This is a genomic window from Streptomyces sp. NPDC004647 (genome assembly GCF_040609575.1).
GTDB lineage: Bacteria > Actinomycetota > Actinomycetes > Streptomycetales > Streptomycetaceae > Streptomyces.
On the sequence record NZ_JBEXKU010000081.1, the window covers coordinates 1 to 18,840 of the forward strand.

Sequence of the window (18,840 nt, forward strand, 5' to 3'; positions counted from 1 at the left end):
GCCCCGGTACGGGTTCCGTACCGGGGCCGGCTCACAGGTCCAGGTTCCCAGGGCTCCTACCGGCCCCTTACGGCCTGCGCGCCGAGGTGACGCGGTAGACGTCGTACACGCCCTCCACGCCGCGTACCGCCTTCAGTACGTGTCCCAGGTGCTTGGGGTCGCCCATCTCGAAGGTGAAGCGGGAGATGGCGACCCGGTCGCGGGAGGTCTGGACGGCGGCGGACAGGATGTTGACGTGCTGGTCGGAGAGCACGCGCGTGACGTCCGACAGCAGCCGGGAGCGGTCCAGCGCCTCCACCTGAATGGCGACCAGGAAGACGGAGGACTGGGTGGGCGCCCACTCGACCTCGATGATCCGCTCCGGCTGCTGCGACAGCGAGTCGACATTCACGCAGTCCGCGCGGTGGACGGACACGCCGCTGCCGCGGGTGACGAAGCCGATGATCGGGTCCCCGGGTACCGGCGTACAACAACGGGCGAGCTTGACCCAGACGTCATCGACGCCCTTGACGACCACGCCCGGATCCGTGCTGGAACGCCGCTTGGTGCGGCTGCTGACCGGCGGGGAGGTCTCGGCGATGTCCTCGCTCGCGGCGTCCTCACCACCGAGTGCCTGCACCAGCTTCTGCACGACGTTCTGCGCGGAGACATGCCCCTCGCCGATGGCCGCGTAGAGCGAGGAGATGTCCGGGTAGCGCATCTCGTGCGCGAGGGTGACCAGTGAATCCCCGGTGAGGATCCGCTGGATCGGCAGGTTCTGCTTGCGCATCGCCCGCACGATGGCGTCCTTGCCCTGCTCGATCGCCTCATCACGGCGCTCCTTGGAGAACCACGCGCGGATCTTGTTGCGGGCGCGGGGAGACTTGACGAAGCCCAGCCAGTCACGGGAGGGGCCTGCGCCGGCCGCCTTGGAGGTGAAGACCTCCACCAAGTCGCCGTTGTCCAGGGTCGATTCGAGCGGCACGAGCCGTCCGTTGACCCGGGCTCCTATGGTGCGGTGGCCGACCTCGGTGTGCACGGCGTACGCGAAGTCGACAGGGGTGGCGCCGGCCGGAAGCGCTATGACATCGCCCTTGGGCGTGAAGACGAACACCTCGTTGCGGGAGAGGTCGAATCGCAGGGACTCCAGGAACTCGCCCGGGTCCTCGGTCTCCTTCTGCCAGTCCAGCAGCTGCCGCAGCCACGCCATGTCGTTGAAGGCGTCGTCCTTGCCCGCCTTCTTCGGTACGTCGGTGCGCACCTTGGAGGCGCCGGCAGAGGGATCCTGCTTGTACTTCCAGTGCGCGGCGATGCCGTACTCGGCGCGGCGGTGCATGTCGAAGGTACGGATCTGCAGTTCGACCGGCTTGCCGCTGGGGCCGATGACCGTCGTGTGCAGCGACTGGTACATGTTGAACTTGGGCATCGCGATGTAGTCCTTGAACCGCCCCGGCACCGGGTTCCACCGCGCGTGGATGGTCCCGAGCGCCGCGTAGCAGTCGCGGACGGTGTCGACGAGGACGCGGATGCCGACCAGATCGTAGATCTCCGCGAAGTCCCGGCCGCGGACGATCATCTTCTGGTAGACGGAGTAGTAGTGCTTCGGGCGGCCGGTGACGGTCGCCTTGATACGGGCCGCGCGCAGATCGCCCTGGACCTGGTCGGTGACGACCGCAAGGTACTCGTCGCGCTTGGGCGCGCGTTCGGCGACGAGCCGCACGATCTCGTCGTACATCTTGGGGTAGAGGATCGCGAAGGCGAGGTCCTCCAGCTCCCACTTGATGGTGTTCATGCCCAGCCGGTGCGCCAGCGGGGCGTAGATCTCGAGAGTCTCGCGGGCCTTCTTCTCCTGCTTCTCCCGCTTGAGGTAGCGCATGGTGCGCATGTTGTGCAGCCGGTCGGCGAGCTTGATGACCAGGACGCGCGGGTCCTTGGCCATGGCGACGACCATCTTGCGTACGGTCTCGGCCTGCGCGGCCTCACCGAACTTGACCTTGTCCAGCTTGGTGACGCCGTCGACGAGCAGGGCGACCTGGTCGCCGAAGTCCCGGCGCAGGGTGTCGAGGCCGTACTCGGTGTCCTCGACGGTGTCGTGCAGCAGGCCCGCCATCAGGGTCGCCGGGTCCATGCCGAGCTCGGCGAGGATGGTGGTCACGGCGAGGGGGTGGGTGATGTACGGATCACCGCTCTTGCGCTTCTGGCCGCGATGCCAGCGCTCGGCGACCTGGTAGGCCTTCTCGATCTGGCGCAGCGTGCCGGATTCGATCTTCGGGTCGTTGCTCCGCACGATCCGCAGCAGCGGCTCGAGGACGGGGTTGTACGGGCTGGAGCGCTGCACGCCGAGGCGGGCGAGGCGGGCGCGGACCCGGTTGGACGAGGCGTTACGGGGCGCCGTGCTGCCGTGCGCCGGCCGTGCGGCCGCGGCGGTGCCGGTCGTACCGGTGACGGCGCCGTTCGGCTCCTCGACGGCGGGCTTCGGCGCGGCTCCGGAGGCGGACGCCCTGTCGGAGGCGGGCTGGCCCTCGGGGGCGGGCGCGGCCTCAGAGGTGGGCTGCTTCGCGGGAGTGGGCTCGGCATCGGGCTTCGCCGCGTCGGTGGCCTTCTTGGCAGGCGTGTCTACAGCCGCCGCGGCCTCGGCAGAGGTCTTCCCTTGCGCGGCTGGGGGTCCCCCCGGACGAAGTCTGGGGGAGAGCGGCTGGGCCTCGTCTGGCAAGAGCACTCCTCGTGTGGGCCCCTCCACGCCGGGGCGGGCAGAAGGGGAGGAACCGGGCCCCCCGTACAGGTCCGGAGATGCCCATGGTAACGACCCGGACAGCCGGACTCGGCCCCGGGCTTCGGAGCAACTCAGCCGTCACTCCGGTAACAAGGATCACTTCATTGCACATGGGAAACGGAAAGTGCGGGTGCCCGGAGGTTTTCCGGCACCCGCACTCACGCGGCGATCGCAGGCTCAGACCGTGATCAGAACCTCGAGCGGGGCGCCCGCCAGAACCGGCTCGAGGCGCTCACGGCCGGAGAGGAAGCCGAGTTCCAGCAGGACCGCCACGCCGGCGACCGTGGCCCCGGCGCGACGGATGAGCTCCAGCGACGCCTCGGCGGTGCCACCGGTGGCGAGCACGTCGTCGATCACCATGACGTGGTCGTCGACCGTGAGGTCCTCGGCGTGCACCTCGATCTCGGCGGAGCCGTACTCCAGCTCGTACCTCTGCGACAGGGTGGCGCCGGGCAGCTTGCCCGCCTTGCGTACGGGGACGAAGCCCAGCCCAGCCCGGATCGCGGCCGGCGCCGCCAGGATGAAGCCGCGCGCCTCCAGACCGACGACCTTGGTGGCCCCGCACCGCACGCACAGCTCAGCGAGTGCCTCGGTGAGGGCTCCGAAAGCCACGGGGTCGGCCAGCAGCGGGGTGATGTCCTTGAACATCACCCCGGGCTTCGGGTAGTCCGCCACATCCCGGATCCGGTGCAGCAGCAGCCCCTGCAGCTCCGGCGACACGGCGGTCATCGGCGCTTGCCCGACGGACGGCCGCGGCCACGGTTGCGGGACGCCGGCTGGGTGCGCGGACCGACCACGCCTGCGGCGGCCGCGCCGTCGTTCTCATCGGCCTCGTCGGGAGCGGCGTCCCGGGGGACCGTTTCCGGCTCGCTCTCGCCCCTGGCGGCGGCCGAGGCGCGCTTGGCACGCACCCGCTTGGCCAGCGCCTTCATCTGCGGCTCGCGCTCCTTCAGATCGGCGACCAGCGGGGTGGCGATGAAGATCGAGGAGTACGCACCGGCGGCGAGGCCGACGAACAGCGCCAGCGAGATGTCGTTCAGCATGCCCGCGCCGAGGACGCCGCCACCGATGAAGAGCAGGCCCGCCACGGGGAGCAGCGCCACGACCGTGGTGTTGATCGAACGCACCAGGGTGCTGTTGAGGCTCCGGTTGGCGATCTCGCTGTAGGTGTACCGGGACTGCTTGGTGATGCCTCTGCTGCTCTCCTTCAATCCGTCGAAGACCACGACGGTGTCGTAGAGGGAGTAGCCGAGAATCGTCAGCAGACCGATGACCGTACCGACGCTGACTTCGAAGCCGACGAGCGCGTAGATACCGACCGTGATGGTGAGGTCGTGGATCAGCGCGATGAGGGCCGCAAGGGCCATGCGCCACTCGAAGGCGATGGCGAGATAGATCACCACCAGCGCCATGAAGATCCCGAGGCCCGTCCACGCCTTGTTGGCGATCTGCTCGCCCCAACTGGGGCCGACCAGGTCGGCGTTGATGGACTGGGCGGGCAGGCCAAGCTCCTGGGAGAGGACTTCCTTGATCTCGTCGGACTTGGCGGTGTCGACCTCGGTGATCTGGATGCGCAAGCCGCCGTTGCCGAGCTCCTGCACCAGGGCGATGTGGCCGGACGCCTTCTCGGCGACCTCCTCCGCCTGGCTGCTGGAGACACTCGTCTTCGGCGTGGTGAAGATCGCTCCGCCGGAGAACTCGATGCCCATGTTGAGGCCGCGCACGCCCAGCCCGATGATCGCCGTGATGGTGATCAGGATGGAGATGCCGTACCAGATCTTCCGCTTGCCGACGAAGTCGTAGCCGACCTCACCGCGGTAGAGCCTGGCGCCCATGCTGCCGAGTCGCGACATCTCACGCCTCCTTGGGGTGGTCGGTGGGAGAGGCGGTGCGTCGCGAGCGGCGCAGCGGCGGCTTGGCGCCGAGACGCTTGGGGTCCAGTCCGGACCACGGATGACCGCTGCCGAAGAACTTCCCGCGGGCGAGAATCGTCATCAGCGGCTTGGTGAAGAGGAAGACCACGACGACGTCGAGGACCGTGGTCAGTCCGAGGGTGAAGGCGAAGCCCTGCACCTTGCCGACCGTCGCGGCGAACAGCACGGCGGCGGCCAGGAAGGACACGAAGTCGGCCACCAGCACGGTGCGACGGGCACGCGGCCAGGCACGCTCGACCGCTGGTCGGAGCGTACGGCCTTCCCGGATCTCGTCCCGGATGCGTTCGAAGTACACGATGAACGAGTCCGCGGTGATACCGATCGCGACGATCGCGCCGCAGACGGCCGGCAGGTTCAGAGCGAAGCCGATACCCGGGCCGAGGAGCGTCATGATCGTGTAGGTGAGTATGGCGGAGACGAGCAGGCTGAGGAGCGCTACGAAGGCCAGCCCCCGGTAGTAGACCACCAGGTAGAGGACCACCAGTGCGAGCCCGATGGCACCGGCGATCAGACCGGCTTGCAGCTGCTCGCCGCCGAGCGCGGCGGAGACCGTGGTGACGCTGGACTCGTCGAAGCTCAGCGGCAGCGCACCGTAGGAGAGCACGTTGGCGAGGTCCTCGGCGCTCTGCTGGGTGAAGCCGCCGGAGATCTCGGCGTTGCCACCGGGGATCGACGAGCTGACCTGGGGGTCGGAGACGACCTCACCGTCGAGGACGATCGCGAACTGGTTCGGCGTCTGCTGGGCGATCCGGCCGGTGACGTCCGCGAACTTCTTCGCGCCGCCGGAGGTGAAGTCCAGCGTGACGATCCATCCGGCGCCGCGCTCCTGGTCGAGGACAGCCTTGGCGCCGGACACCTCGGTGCCCTGGATCTCCATCGGGCCGAGAATGAACTTCTTGTCGCCCTTGGTGCCGCACGCAACCGTGGGGGCCTTCGGGTCGGCACCCTCAGCGGCCTTGGCGCGCCCCGCCTTGGTGCGGCAGTCCAGGGTCTCGTACTTCTTCTTCAACTCCGGCGGAATGGAGGCACCGGGCGCCGGGGGCGGGGTCGGGGCGGCAGCCCCGGGCGGCTGTGCGTCGCCCGGGGTCGTCGCCTTCGGGGACGGCGCCTTGTCCGCCTTCAGGGCCTCCGTGACGGCACGGCCCTGAGTGGTGGCACCCGCGGACGGCGTGGCCGAGGAAGCGGCCTTGTCCGCGCCGTCGGTCTTCTTCTCGCCGCCGTTGGCCTTGTCCCCGGAGGAAGGGCTCGGTGTGGGCTTGGGGGTGGCGGTGGGGGCACCAACGGTCAACACGGGACGGAAGTACAGCTGGGCGGTCGTACCGACCTGTTCCCGGGCCTGCTTCTCGTTCGTCCCTCGGGGAATGTTGACGATGATGTTCTTGTCGCCCTGAGTCTGAACCTCGGCCTCGGAGACGCCCAGACCGTTGACCCGCCGGTCGATGATGCCGACAGCGGTGTTCATGTTGGTCTTGTTGATCGCGTTCTTCTTGCCCGGCTCGTTCTTCGCGGTGAGCGTGATACTCGTGCCGCCTGCAAGGTCGATGCCCAGTCGGGGCGTGAATGCCCCTGCGGCGAACATCCCCCCGGTCAGCGCGACCATCGCGATAAGGATCAGAGCCAGAGCACGCCCCGGCCTGCCCTTGGCCCCGGAGGGCCTCCGGCCCTTCTTCGGTGCTGCCACCTTCTCGTTTCTCCCTGTCCAACCGCCCCGCATTCGGTTGTACGCGGGCGGCCACGAAGTGTTGTGGGGACGTACCCCAGCCGGAGCCTAGACCGTCCGTGGACCGCGCTGCCCCGCCGGGCCGGTGCCGCCGCAGGTGGGACGGCCCCGCCCCTGGGTACTGCGCGGTCCGCGGGCTGGGCTACTTCGCGTCGGCGTCGCCGTCCTTCTTGCCACCCTTGGACTCGGCCTCGGCGGGCTCGGCGGTGGCGTCGACGGGCTCCGGCGCGGCGGCGGCCAGCTCGTCGGCAGCGGCGTCGGACTTGCCGAGGTCGATGCGCGGCTCGTCGGCGTCGGCGGCCGGGCCGGCGGGCGCGGCGTCGGCGGTCAGCGCGGAGGCGTCGTCCGGTACGACCGGGCCGTCGACCTTGAGGTCGCCCTCCGGGTCGATGCCGTGGACGATGCGGTTGTACTCGGCATCCTCCAGGACGGCGCCCACGGAGTTCTTCGCGTAGACGGCGTGGACACCGGGGGCGACCTCGAGGAGGACCGTGTCGTTACCGACCTCCTTGACGGTGGCGTACATGCCACCGATCGTGCGGACGCCAGTGCCCGGCTGCATCTGGTCGCGCATGTTCGCGGCCTGGCGCTGCTTGTTCTTCGCCGACCGCGTCATCAGGAACATGGCCCCGATGAGCACGATGAAAGGGAGGAGAGTAAAGATATTCACGGGCCGGAAATTCCTTCGCACGACCGCGCATCTGAAGCGGCCTGGTATTCGGGGGTGGGTGGGCCGCCTCGAGTACGGACGGCATCGGCGGAGTCTAAGGGAGTCCGCACCTAAGGAACAACGCCCAGCATGGCACCCGGGTTCCTGAACCGGCGAGTCTCCGCGCCGTCACGGGGCCCTCACGCTCCGAACAAACCCTGCTGCCCGGGCGTGCCAGCGCCCTGCTGGGGCGGTGTGAGACCGAGGTGCGTCCACGCCGCCGGGGTCGCCACCCTTCCGCGTGGTGTACGGGCGAGCAGCCCTTCCCGTACGAGGAACGGCTCGGCGACCTCCTCCACCGTCTCACGCTCCTCCCCCACCGCGACGGAGAGCGTCGACAGACCGACCGGGCCGCCGCCGAAGAGCTTGAGCAGGGCGCCAAGCACGGCCCGGTCGAGGCGGTCGAGACCGCGCGCGTCGACCTCGTAGACCTTCAGGGCGGCCGCCGCCACCTCGCGGGTGACGACGCCGTCCGCCTTGACCTGGGCGTAGTCCCGGACCCGGCGCAGCAGGCGGTTGGCGATACGGGGGGTGCCACGGGAACGGCCGGCGATCTCGGCCGCGCCTTCGGGCTCGATACCGACATCGAGCAGGCGGGCCGAGCGGTGGATGACCCGCTCCAGCTCCGCCGGCTCGTAGAACTCCATATGGCCGGTGAAGCCGAACCGGTCGCGCAGCGGTGGCGGCAGCAGACCGGCCCGGGTGGTCGCCCCGACCAGCGTGAAGGGCGGAAGTTCGAGGGGGATGGCGGTGGCTCCGGGGCCCTTGCCGACGATCACGTCGACACGGAAGTCCTCCATCGCCATGTAGAGCATTTCCTCGGCGGGGCGGGACATCCGGTGGATCTCGTCGAGGAAGAGGACCTCGCCCTCGACGAGGGAGGAGAGGATCGCGGCGAGGTCTCCCGCGTGCTGGATCGCGGGGCCGGACGTGATCCGGATCGGGGCCGCCATCTCGGCGGCGATGATCATGGAGAGAGTGGTCTTGCCGAGTCCGGGGGCGCCGGAGAGCAGCACATGGTCCGCGGTGCCGCCGCGCCGGCGTGCCGCGCGCAGCACCAGGTCGAGCTGTTCGCGGACCCGGTGCTGGCCGACGAACTCGTCGAGGTCCTTCGGGCGCAGCGCGGCTTCGACGGCCTGGTCGTCCCCGTCGGCGCCGGCGCCCACCAGCCGCTCGTCCGGCTGCCGCCCTGCGGCGGACGCCTCGTGGACGGACTCATCGGTGGTGTCGTCCCAGTTCACTGCCCTTCACCTCGCAGTGCCGCCAGGGCCTGACCTGCGGCGCGGCCGTTTCGTGCGGGTGCGGGTCCACGGCGGAGCCGCCCATGGGCGTCGTGCTCCCCGGAAGAATGCAGCATCGTCGGTCTCTCCGGTCGGCGGCCGTGCTACGGGCCGGTGGGGCGGCGTTCAGTGCGGGCACCGCGGTCCCGCCGGGATCGCGGGCGGTCCGCGTCAGCGGCTTCGGTTGAGGGTCTGCAGGGCGGCGCGGAGCAGCTGCGGTACGGGTGGGGACGCGCCCCCGGCGACGGCGGCCTCGGCCTGCGGGGCGACGGCGGTGACCGCTTCGTCTGCCTCCCGGGTGGCGTACCCCAGCCCGATGAGCGCCGCGTGCAGCTGGTCGCGCCAGGAGGAGGTGACGGCGCTCCCGACGCCCTGGGCGGCGGAGTGGGAGCCGATCGGCTCGCCGAGTCTGCCGTTGAGTTCCAGCAGCAGCCGCTGGGCTCCCTTCTTACCGATGCCGGGCACCGCGGTGAGGGCCTTCTCGTCGCCCTGGGCGACCGCGAGCCGCAGCACGTCCGGGGTGTGTACGGCGAGCATCGCCTGGGCCAGGCGGGGGCCGACCCCGCTGGCGGTCTGCAGCAGCTCGAAGACCTGCCGCTCGTCGTCGTCGGCGAAGCCGTACAGGGTGAGCGAGTCCTCGCGGACGACGAGGGAGGTGGCGAGTCTGGCCGGCCGGCCGATGCGCAGTCCGGAGAGCGTGCCCGGGGTGCACTGGACCGCCATGCCGATCCCGCCGACCTCGACGACCGCGGTGTCGGGGGCGAGGGCGGCGACCGGGCCGCTGACGAAGGCGATCATCAGGAGGTGCCTTTCCGGCGAACGGGAGCTCGAACGGGAGCGGGGGTGCGGCGTGCCGCGGCGTGTGCCAGCTGGAGGCGGTTCAGTGCGGGCGCGCGCCAGATATGGCAGATGGCGAGCGCCAGCGCATCGGCGGCGTCGGCCGGCTTGGGCGGTGCGTCGAGCCGTAGCAGCCGGGTGACCATCGCCCCGACCTGCGCTTTGTCTGCGCGGCCGCTGCCGGTGACGGCGGCCTTGACCTCGCTGGGGGTGTGCAGGGCGACGGGCAGGCCGCGCCGGGAGGCGCAGAGCATCGCGACCGCGCTGGCCTGGGCGGTGCCCATGACGGTGCGGACGTTGTGCTGGCTGAACACCCGCTCCACGGCGACGCATTCGGGTCGGTGTTCGTCCAGCCACGCCTCGATGCCGCGCTCGATGAGGAGAAGGCGGTCGGCGATGTCCGCGTCGGACGGCGTCCGCACGACACCGACACCGACCATGCGGAGGCTGCGGCCCGCGACACCGTCGACCACGCCGATGCCGCACCGGGTCAGCCCGGGGTCAACTCCCAGCACCCGCACCCCGCCCCTCCTTCGGTCGTCTGTTTGTGCAGGCTATCGGCTGCCACTGACAAAGCGACGGGCCGACGGGGTGTGTGCCCCGCCGGCCCGATACATGTGTACGACGCCGGTGTGCGCGTCGTACCCCGAAGTGCCTGTCAGTTCCTCGGATTTGGCGCATGTGATGGGGCGTGTACGAGGGGCCATGTGATGGGCGTATGCGATGGCGCGTACGCCTCCCGCGCTGGAGCTCCCCCGACGATCCGGCCAACCCCGGCCGCGTGCAAGCATCTCCGCGAGCGCCGACGGGGTCACCCCCCGGACGGCCCCCGGACGGGCCTCCGGAGGGCAGCCGAAAGGCCTCAGGCGTCGACCTTCTCCATGACCTCGTCGGAGACATCGAAGTTGGCGAAGACGTTCTGCACGTCGTCGCTGTCCTCGAGCGCGTCGATCAGCTTGAAGATCTTGCGCGCACCGTCCTCGTCGAGCTCGACCTGCATGGTGGGCAGGAAGTTCGCGTCGGCGGAGTCGTAGTCGATCTCCGCCTCCTGGAGCGCGCTGCGCACCGCGACCAGGTCGGTGGCCTCGCTGATGACCTCGAAGGACTCGCCGAGGTCGTTGACCTCCTCGGCGCCCGCGTCGAGAACCGCTCCCAGCACGTCGTCCTCGCCCAGCCCGCTCTTGGGGACGATGACGACGCCCTTGCGGTTGAAGAGGTACGACACCGAGCCCGGGTCGGCCATCGAACCGCCGTTGCGGGTCATGGCGACGCGCACATCGGAGGCGGCGCGGTTGCGGTTGTCGGTCAGGCACTCGATGAGCACCGCGACGCCGTTCGGGCCGTAGCCCTCGTACATGATCGTCTGGTAGTCGGCGCCACCCGCCTCGAGGCCGGCACCGCGCTTGACCGCGCTGTCGATGTTCTTGTTCGGCACCGAGCTCTTCTTCGCCTTCTGGATGGCGTCGAAGAGAGTCGGATTGCCGTCCGGGTCAGCGCCCCCGGTACGCGCCGCGACCTCGATGTTCTTGATCAGCTTGGCGAACAGCTTGCCGCGCTTGGCATCGATCACGGCCTTCTTGTGCTTGGTGGTTGCCCACTTAGAGTGGCCGGACACAGCCTTGCTCCTTACTCCGGGGGTCTGGGGGTCGCTCCCCACAAGCGGCGGTATGACCCGTCGAGAACCAACTTCAGGGATCCTACCGGGATCGTCCCACCTCGCCGTGCCCACCGCCCGGGGCGGAGCGCTGTCCGCCCGACACCATGCCGACGAACAGCGCGTGCACCCGGTGGTCCCCGGTCAGCTCCGGGTGGAAGGACGTGGCCAGCACCGCGCCCTGCCGGACCGCGACCATATGGCCCTCGTGCGTGGCCAGGACCTCGACGTCACCACCGACGGACTCGACCCACGGGGCACGGATGAAGACGCCCTCGACCGGCCCGTCGTCGATGCCCGCGATGTCGACCGCGGCCTCGAAGGACTCGTTCTGCCGCCCGAAGGCGTTACGGCGCACGATCATGTCGATGCCGCCAAAAGTCTCCTGGTCGTCCCGCCCGTCCAGGATCTTGTTCGCGAGCATGATCATCCCGGCGCAGGTGCCGTACACGGGCAGGCCGTCCCGGATGCGCTCGCGCAGCGGCTCCAGCAGGCCGAAGATCACCGCCAGCTTGGACATCGTGGTCGACTCGCCGCCGGGGATCACCAGGCCGTCGACCTCGGCGAGCTCTTCGGGGCGGCGGACCGGGCGGGCCCGGGCGCCCGACTCCGCGAGCGCGTGGAGGTGCTCCCGGACATCGCCCTGGAGTGCGAGTACGCCGATGACCGGGGGGTCACCCGCCGAGGACACGGGGAGGGTGGACACGTGAGAACCTCTCAACACGATCATGCGCTGTGCGCGAACTCGTACAGCGGCGGGGCTGGTCGGTGGTGGCCGGCGTACGGCCGATGGACGGCCCGCGGAGTGCGGACCGTCCATCGGGTGAGCTCGGGAACCCAGGCGGCGGAGCCGCAACTCGGCGCTTACCAGCCGCGGTTGGCGTAGCGCTCCGCCTCGGGAAGGGTGTCGCAGTTGATGCCGACCATCGCCTCGCCGAGGTTGCGGGAAGCATCCGCGATGATCTTGGGGTCGTCGTAGAAGGTGGTGGCCTTCACGATCGCGGCGGCGCGCTTGGCCGGGTCGCCGGACTTGAAGATGCCGGAGCCGACGAAGACGCCCTCGGCGCCGAGCTGACGCATCAGCGCGGCGTCGGCGGGGGTGGCGACGCCACCGGCGGAGAACAGCACAACCGGCAGCTTGCCCAGCTCGGCGACCTCCCTGACCAGCTCGTACGGGGCACGCAGTTCCTTGGCCGCGGCGTACAGCTCGTTGTTGTCCAGGGCGCGCAGCCGGCCGATCTCGTTCTTGATCTGGCGCAGGTGGCGCACGGCCTCGACGACGTTGCCGGTGCCGGCCTCGCCCTTGGAGCGGATCATGGCCGCGCCCTCGGCGATACGGCGCAGCGCCTCGCCCAGGTTCGTCGCACCGCAGACGAAGGGGGTGGTGAAGGCCCACTTGTCGCTGTGGTTGACCTCGTCGGCCGGGGTGAGGACCTCGGACTCGTCGATGTAGTCGACGCCGAGCGACTGGAGCACCTGAGCCTCGACGACATGGCCGATCCGGGACTTGGCCATGACCGGGATGGAGACCGCGCCGATGATCCCGTCGATCATGTCGGGGTCCGACATGCGGGCCACGCCGCCGTCCTTGCGGATGTCGGCCGGTACGCGCTCGAGGGCCATGACCGCGACAGCGCCGGCGTCCTCAGCGATCTTGGCTTCCTCCGGCGTGACGACATCCATGATCACGCCGCCCTTGAGCTGCTCGGCCATGCCGCGCTTGACGCGCGCGGTGCCGGTCTCGGGGGTTCGGGGCGTGCTGGGGAGCGTGCTGGACACGGTTTGACCTCACTCGATGACGAACGTGCGATGAGCCCATCGTAGGCCCGTTCGATACCCATTCCTGACCGGCCTTCCGGTCCAGATGGGCCGCCGGACTGCTACACGTCTGACAAAACCGCGAGGTGGCACTTGGCCACAAGGGCCAATCGTTCCTCGGTGGCCCGTCCGCGGGGCATCGGGCGTCAATCCGCGAGACACGGCGTCAGTCCGCGACGCACCCCGTTCACGCCGTACGGTCCGTGAGCGCCGCCGGGGGCTCGTCGTCCATCTCGAAGGCGAGCGGGAAAGGGGCGTGCCCGGCCAGCCGGAACCAGCGCACCTTGCGGTGCCGCCGCAGGGCCCGCGCCGCGCGCACGGCGTCGTTGTGGAACCGCCGCGCCATCGGGACCCGGCGCACCGCGGCCGCCAGCTCCTCGGCCGCCTCCTCGCCGCCCGGCGCCTCCCGTACCGCCTCGACCTGCGGAGCCTCCTCGAACACGGCGCGCAGCGCCTGGCTGAGCTCGCTCTCGGCGATCTCGCGGTGCTCCTCCTCGGCCTGGCGGGCGGCGTGCGCCGCCTGGTAGAGCACGATCGAGGCGGCGGGGTCGAGGACCCCCGAGGTGGCCAGCTCCTGGGCGACCGAGGCGCGGCGCAGCAGCTGCGCGTCGAGGGTGGCGCGGGCCGCGTCGATACGGGCGTGCAGCCGGTCCAGGCGCCCCGCGGTCCAGCTCAGGTAGAGGCCGATCGCACCGAGGGCGACCACGATCCAGATCAGTGTGGAGGTCACGGGCGGCAAGGCTACCGGCGCATGGTCGGGCCCGAGGCCGCGGCCTCGGTCACCGGCCCCGGCTCAGGCGTCCCCGCCCGGCCCGTGGCGCTCCCCCAGGCACCGGGCCACGCGCTCCCCCAGCCTTCGGCCGGAGGCCCCAGCTGCCCGCCTTGCGGCCGCACGCACCGGACGCCACGGGCGCCATCCCCGCGGCGGACGGCGCTACCTGTCGGACGGGGCCTAGTCGCGGGCGAGGCCGAAGCGGGCTCGCAGCCCCGTGCGCTCGTCGGCGCCCACCGAGGCGGCCCCGTGCGTCACCGTCTCGTACACGGCCAGGATGTCTGCACCGACGGTGGACCAGTCGAAGCGCCGTACGTGCGCGCTGCCCCGGACCCGCAGCTCCTCCAGCCGCTCCCGGTCGCCGAGCAGCCGCACCGCGCTCGCGGCCAGCGCCCCGGCGTCCTCGACGGCGAACAGCTCACCTGCCTTGCCCCCGTCGAGGACCTGGGCGAAGGCGTCCAGGTCGCTGGCGAGCACCGGAGCGCCCGCCGACATGGCCTCGACGAGGATGATGCCGAAGCTCTCGCCGCCGGTGTTGGGGGCCACGTACAGGTCGACGCTGCGCAGCAGCCGCGCCTTGTCCTCGTCGCTGACCATGCCGAGGAACTCGACGCGTTCGCGCGCCTCGGCGGGGAGCGCGGAGACGGCCTCCTCCTCGTCCCCGCGGCCGGCGACCAGCAGTCTGGTCTCCGGGCGCTCGGCCAGGATCCTGGGGAGCGCCTTCATCAGCACCGGCAGCCCCTTGCGAGGCTCGTCGATCCGGCCGATGAAGCCGATCGTGCTGCCCTGCCACTCCGCCTTGGGCTCGGCGTCCGCGAAGAAGCCGACGTCCACGCCGTTGGGGATCACGACCGCGTCGCCGCCCAGATGCTCGACCAGCGTGCGCCGCGCGTACTCGCTGACCGCGATCCGGGCGCTGATCTTCTCCAGAGCGGCCTGCAGGATCGCATAGGCCGCGATCATGGCGCGGGAGCGGGGGTTGGAGGTGTGGAACGTCGCCACGATGGGGCCCTGGGCGGCCCAGCAGGAGAGCAGTCCGAGCGATGGCGAGGCGGGTTCGTGGATGTGCAGCACCTCGAAGCCGCCGTCGTGCAGCCAGCGGCGGACCCGCGCGGCGGACAGGAAGCCGAAGTTGAGCCGGGCCACGGAGCCGTTGTACGGCACGGGCACGGCCCGGCCCGCCGAGACGACGTACGGCGGCAGCGGCGTCTCGTCGTCGGCGGGCGCCAGCACGGACACCTCGTGGCCGAGCCGGATCAGATGCTCGGCGAGGTCGCGGATGTGGAACTGGACGCCGCCGGGGACATCCCACGAGTACGGGCAGACGATCCCGATCCTCAAGGCTTCTCCGTTCCGGAGCTCTGGGCGGGGCGGTCGGTGGCACCGGAGGCGTCGGCATCGTCCGGGCACGGCGGGAGGTCGGCCAGCCAGAGCCGCTGGAGCATGTGCCAGTCCTCCGGGTGCTCGGCGATCCCGGAGCCGAAGACATCGGCGAGCGCCTGTGTCATCGCGGCGGTCTTCTCGGTACGGGTTCCGGTCTCCGGGACCGGGACCGCCGGATGGACCCGCCCCCGCATGACGGGTGAGTCGTCGTACCAGAGGGTGACCGGCAACAGCAGCGCTCCGGTCTGCTGGGCGAGCATCGACGGGCCCGCGGGCATCCGCGCGGTGTCGCCGAAGAAGGACACCTCGACACCCGACGCCGACAGATCGCGGTCGGCGACCAGGCAGACCAGGCCCCCGGCACGCAGCCGGCGGGCGAGGGTGCCGAAGGCGCTGCCTCCGGTGTGCGGGAGCACCTCCATGCCCAGGCCCTCGCGGTAGGCGACGAACCGGTCGTAGAGCGTCGCGGGCTCGAGGCGCTCGGCGACCGTGGTGAACGGCACGCCGAGTTTGGTGGTGACCCAGGCTCCGGCGAGGTCCCAGTTGGCCAGGTGCGGAAGCGCTATGACGACGCCGCGGCCGGCGGCCAGGCCGTCCTCCAGGAGGTGGATGTCCTTGATCTCTACGCCGGTGCAGATGCGCTCCTTGCTCCAGGCCGGGAGCCGGAAGGACTCCATCCAGTACCGCAGGTAGGAGCGCATCCCCGCACGGGACAGCTCTCTCAGGCGCTCCGGGGAGGCCTCGGGCTCCACCCGGGCGAGGTTGGACTCCAGCCGGAGCACGCTCTTGCCGCGCCGCGTCCACGCGATGTCGGCGATCCGCTGCCCCAGCCGTACGGCGACCGGCTCGGGAAGGTGTTTGACCGTGCTCCAGCCCAGGCCGTACAGCGCGTCGGTGATCTCGTGCTTCATGACGCCTCACTCCCCCGTGCGGCTGCCGCGTCCGCCTCCGCGGCCTCGCGGCGTACGGTGACCATGCGCTGCCCGAGCGTCACCAGACTGCCCACGGCGACGATCCACAGAGCGATCGGCAGCAGCACATCGATGTGCGGAACACCGAAGTCGTGCAGCCCGGCGAGACCGGCGGCGACCAGCGAGATCACCAGCCGCTCCGCGCGCTCCACCAGGCCGTTCACACTCACCGGAAGTCCGATGCTCTCGCCCCGGGCCTTGGTGTACGACACCACCTGGCCGCTGGCCAGGCAGAAGATGGCCACCGCGCAGAGCGGCAGGTCGTCTCCGCCGCCCGCGTACCAGAGCGCGAGACCGCCGAAGATCGCGGCATCCGCGACCCGGTCGAGGGTGGAGTCCAGAAAGGCACCCCAGCGGCTCGACCTGCCCAGTTGCCTGGCCATGTTCCCGTCCACCAGGTCCGAGAAGACGAACAGGGTGATCACAATGGTGCCCCAGAACAGCTCGCCCTGGGGGAAGAAGACCAGTGCGCCCGCCACCACTCCTGCGGTTCCGGCGATCGTGACCGCGTCGGGGCTGACCCCGAGACGCAGCAGCAGAGCGGCGAACGGTGTGAGAACACGCGTGAAGAATGCACGCGCGTACTTGTTCAGCATGGCCTTCCCGGAGGGTCGGTGGCCCGCGCGGCCCTGCTGGCCGCCGGCGGCCCCATCGTAGCCAGCCCCGCCCTACCGCAGTGCGGGGCACCCGCGCGGTCCCCCGCCCGTACGACGTATGGACGCAGCGTGACGACGGTGGAAAGCTCGAAGGACCGCAACAGGTGCAGACCGGGAGGCGAGGCACATGGGCGACAAGGCGAATACGCACACCGGGGCCGCCGGCAGGGCAGCGACGGCCGACCGGCCCTCATCCCTACGGAACGTGGTGCTGGTCGGCCACAGCGGATCCGGGAAGACCACTCTGGTCGAAGCCCTCGCGCTGGCGACGGGCGCGGTCAACCGGGCGGGCCGGGTCGAGGACGGCACCTCGCTGTCCGACTACGACGACATCGAACACCGGCAGCAGCGCTCGGTACAGCTCTCTCTCGTCCCGGTGGAATGGGGAGGGATCAAAATCAATCTGCTGGACACTCCCGGATATGCCGACTTCGTCGGGGAGTTGAGGGCCGGTCTGCGGGCGGCGGACGCGGCCCTTTTCGTTGTCTCGGCCGCGGACGGCGTGGACGGCTCGACGCGGATGGTGTGGGACGAGTGCGCCGCGGTCGGGATGCCGCGGGCGATCGTGGTGACCCATCTGGAGTCGGCGCGCGCGGACTTCGAGGAGATGACGGCGATCTGCCAACGGGCTTTCGGGGGCGACGACCCGGACGCCGTGCTGCCGCTGTATCTGCCGCTGCACGGCGAGGAGGCGCCGGACGGGCACGCACCGGTCGTGGGCCTGATCGGGCTGCTCTCCCAGCGCGTCTTCGACTACTCCTCGGGTGAGCGGGCGGAGCAGCGGCCCGACCCCGAGCACCTTCCGCTGATCGAGGAGGCCCGTAACCGCCTCATCGAGGGAATCATCGCCGAGAGCGAGGACGAGACCCTCATGGACCGCTATCTCGCGGGCGAGGACGTCGACATCAAGACACTGATCGCGGATCTGGAGCGGGCGGTGGCCCGCGGCTCCTTCCACCCCGTGCTGGCCGCCGCGCCCGCCGCGGAGGGCAGCAAGCAGGGCATCGGGACCGTGGAGCTGCTGGAGTTGATCACCGGCGGGTTCCCGACGCCGCTGGAGCGCGACATGCCCGCCGTCACCACCCCGGAGGGACGGCCGCGGCCTGCCCTGGTCTGCGACCCGGAGGGGCCGCTGGCCGCCGAGGTCGTGAAGACCGCCTCCGACCCGTACGTGGGCCGGATCAGCCTGGTGCGGGTGTTCTCCGGCACCCTGCGGCCCGATGAGACGGTGCATGTCTCCGGGCACGGCCTGGAGGACCGCGGTCACGAGGACCACGACGTGGACGAGCGGATCGGCGCCCTCTCGGCGCCCTTCGGCAAGCAGCAGCGGGTGCTGCCCAAGGCGATCGCGGGCGATCTGGCCTGCGTGGCCAAGCTGACCCGGGCGGAGACCGGCGACACCCTGTCCGCCAAGGACGATCCGCTGCTGATGGAGCCCTGGGTGATGCCCGACCCGCTGCTGCCGATCGCGATCGAGGCACACAGCAAGCCGGACGAGGACAAGCTGTCCCAGGGGCTGTCCCGGCTGGTCGCCGAGGATCCGACGATGCGGCTGGAGCAGAATCAGGACACCCACCAAGTGGTGCTGTGGTGCCTGGGCGAGGCCCATATGGACGTGGCGCTGGAGCGGCTGCGCAGCCGGTACGGCGTCCAGGTCGACGCGATACCGCACCGGGTGTCGCTGCGCGAGACCTTCGGCGAGAGAGCCGCGGGGCGCGGTCGGCACGTCAAACAATCCGGCGGGCACGGGCAGTTCGCCATCTGCGAGATCGAGGTGGAGCCGCTGCCCGCGGGCTCGGGGATCGAGTTCGTCGACAAGGTCGTCGGCGGGGCGGTGCCGCGGCAGTTCATCCCCTCGGTCGAGAAGGGCGTACGGAGCCAGGCGCTCCGGGGTGTCGCCGCCGGCTACCAACTGGTCGACGTGCGGGTGACGCTGCTCGACGGCAAGGCGCACTCGGTGGACTCCTCGGACGCCGCGTTCCAGACCGCGGGCGCGCTGGCGCTGCGCGAGGCGGCGGCGGAGTGCCAAATCCACCTGCTGGAGCCGTACGCCGAGGTGCAGGTGCTGGTATCGGACGAGTACGTCGGTCCGGTGATGAGCGATCTGTCCGGGCGCCGCGGGCGCGTGATCGGCACCGAGCAGGCCGGGCCGGGACGCACGCTCGTACGGGCCGAGATCCCCGAGATCGAGATCGGCCGGTACTCGGTGGACCTGCGGTCCCTGTCGCACGGCACCGGACGGTTCAGCCGCTCGTACGCGCGGCACGAGCCGATGCCGCCGCAGCTCGCCGCCAAAATCCGCGAACAGAGCGGATCCGGCTGATAGTTGCCGTGCCGCCCGCCTCAACCACCGT

16 protein-coding genes are annotated in these 18,840 nt (G+C 70.6%); 1 reads left to right on the top strand and 15 read right to left on the bottom strand.

Annotation, left to right across the window (positions count from 1 at the left end):
- Positions 1 to 67: 67 nt before the first annotated feature.
- The 15 genes from ABZW18_RS27980 to pgsA all read right to left on the bottom strand — a co-directional run bounded on the left by ABZW18_RS27980 (position 68) and on the right by pgsA (position 16,426).
- Positions 68 to 2,692 (bottom strand): RelA/SpoT family protein, encoded by a 2,625-nt coding sequence (locus ABZW18_RS27980; protein WP_356192575.1) that lies wholly within the window; start codon positions 2,690 to 2,692, stop codon positions 68 to 70.
- A gap of 237 nt (positions 2,693 to 2,929) precedes the next feature.
- Positions 2,930 to 3,481: an adenine phosphoribosyltransferase gene (locus ABZW18_RS27985; protein ID WP_356192578.1), complete on the bottom strand. Its 552-nt coding sequence runs from the start codon at positions 3,479 to 3,481 to the stop codon at positions 2,930 to 2,932.
- Entirely contained in the window at positions 3,478 to 4,605 is a 1,128-nt protein-coding gene (gene secF / locus ABZW18_RS27990) for a protein translocase subunit SecF (RefSeq protein ID WP_356192581.1), read from the bottom strand. The genes ABZW18_RS27985 and secF overlap by 4 nt, the downstream gene beginning before the upstream one ends.
- A 1-nt stretch (position 4,606) precedes the next feature.
- On the bottom strand, positions 4,607 to 6,367 hold the full coding sequence (gene secD, locus ABZW18_RS27995) for a protein translocase subunit SecD (protein ID WP_356192584.1): 1,761 nt from the start codon (positions 6,365 to 6,367) through the stop codon (positions 4,607 to 4,609).
- Positions 6,368 to 6,548: 181 nt separating this feature from the next.
- Positions 6,549 to 7,076, bottom strand: coding sequence for a preprotein translocase subunit YajC (gene yajC / locus ABZW18_RS28000; protein WP_356192587.1), 528 nt, complete (start codon positions 7,074 to 7,076; stop codon positions 6,549 to 6,551).
- A 179-nt stretch (positions 7,077 to 7,255) separates the two neighbouring features.
- Entirely contained in the window at positions 7,256 to 8,284 is a 1,029-nt protein-coding gene (gene ruvB, locus ABZW18_RS28005; RefSeq protein ID WP_356192649.1) for a Holliday junction branch migration DNA helicase RuvB, read from the bottom strand.
- Between the two features lie 282 nt (positions 8,285 to 8,566).
- Positions 8,567 to 9,193, bottom strand: coding sequence for a Holliday junction branch migration protein RuvA (gene ruvA, locus ABZW18_RS28010; protein WP_356192590.1), 627 nt, complete (start codon positions 9,191 to 9,193; stop codon positions 8,567 to 8,569).
- Entirely contained in the window at positions 9,193 to 9,753 is a 561-nt protein-coding gene (gene ruvC, locus ABZW18_RS28015; RefSeq protein WP_356192593.1) for a crossover junction endodeoxyribonuclease RuvC, read from the bottom strand. Before ruvC ends, ruvA begins: the two co-directional genes overlap by 1 nt.
- Positions 9,754 to 10,094: 341 nt before the next feature.
- Complete coding sequence (locus ABZW18_RS28020; RefSeq protein ID WP_356192596.1) at positions 10,095 to 10,847, bottom strand: YebC/PmpR family DNA-binding transcriptional regulator; 753 nt, start codon at positions 10,845 to 10,847, stop codon at positions 10,095 to 10,097.
- An 82-nt stretch (positions 10,848 to 10,929) separates the two neighbouring features.
- A complete protein-coding gene (gene pdxT, locus ABZW18_RS28025; RefSeq protein ID WP_356192599.1) occupies positions 10,930 to 11,592 on the bottom strand; it encodes a pyridoxal 5'-phosphate synthase glutaminase subunit PdxT in 663 nt (220 codons plus the stop codon).
- A gap of 158 nt (positions 11,593 to 11,750) precedes the next feature.
- A complete protein-coding gene (pdxS, locus tag ABZW18_RS28030) occupies positions 11,751 to 12,665 on the bottom strand; it encodes a pyridoxal 5'-phosphate synthase lyase subunit PdxS (protein WP_356192602.1) in 915 nt (304 codons plus the stop codon).
- Between the two features lie 226 nt (positions 12,666 to 12,891).
- On the bottom strand, positions 12,892 to 13,434 hold the full coding sequence (locus tag ABZW18_RS28035) for a hypothetical protein (RefSeq protein ID WP_356192604.1): 543 nt from the start codon (positions 13,432 to 13,434) through the stop codon (positions 12,892 to 12,894).
- A gap of 222 nt (positions 13,435 to 13,656) precedes the next feature.
- A complete protein-coding gene (locus ABZW18_RS28040) occupies positions 13,657 to 14,817 on the bottom strand; it encodes a glycosyltransferase family 4 protein (RefSeq protein WP_356192607.1) in 1,161 nt (386 codons plus the stop codon).
- Complete coding sequence (locus ABZW18_RS28045; RefSeq protein WP_356192610.1) at positions 14,814 to 15,770, bottom strand: phosphatidylinositol mannoside acyltransferase; 957 nt, start codon at positions 15,768 to 15,770, stop codon at positions 14,814 to 14,816. Before ABZW18_RS28045 ends, ABZW18_RS28040 begins: the two co-directional genes overlap by 4 nt.
- A complete protein-coding gene (pgsA, locus tag ABZW18_RS28050) occupies positions 15,767 to 16,426 on the bottom strand; it encodes a phosphatidylinositol phosphate synthase (protein ID WP_356192613.1) in 660 nt (219 codons plus the stop codon). The genes ABZW18_RS28045 and pgsA overlap by 4 nt, the downstream gene beginning before the upstream one ends.
- Positions 16,427 to 16,613: 187 nt before the next feature.
- Here pgsA and ABZW18_RS28055 point away from each other — a divergent pair, with 187 nt between their 5' ends.
- Complete coding sequence (locus ABZW18_RS28055) at positions 16,614 to 18,809, top strand: elongation factor G-like protein EF-G2 (protein WP_356192616.1); 2,196 nt, start codon at positions 16,614 to 16,616, stop codon at positions 18,807 to 18,809.
- Positions 18,810 to 18,840 lie beyond the last annotated feature (31 nt).

What these genes read in the sequence shown, in the direction of transcription:
- ABZW18_RS28055 (WP_356192616.1), top strand. Translation starts at nt 16,614, where the DNA reads ATGGGCGACAAGGCGAATACGCACACCGGGGCCGCCGGCAGGGCAGCG.
- ruvA (WP_356192590.1), bottom strand. Translation starts at nt 9,193, where the DNA reads ATGATCGCCTTCGTCAGCGGCCCGGTCGCCGCCCTCGCCCCCGACACC.
- pgsA (WP_356192613.1), bottom strand. Translation starts at nt 16,426, where the DNA reads ATGCTGAACAAGTACGCGCGTGCATTCTTCACGCGTGTTCTCACACCG.
- ABZW18_RS28045 (WP_356192610.1), bottom strand. Translation starts at nt 15,770, where the DNA reads ATGAAGCACGAGATCACCGACGCGCTGTACGGCCTGGGCTGGAGCACG.
- ABZW18_RS27985 (WP_356192578.1), bottom strand. Translation starts at nt 3,481, where the DNA reads ATGACCGCCGTGTCGCCGGAGCTGCAGGGGCTGCTGCTGCACCGGATC.
- secF (WP_356192581.1), bottom strand. Translation starts at nt 4,605, where the DNA reads ATGTCGCGACTCGGCAGCATGGGCGCCAGGCTCTACCGCGGTGAGGTC.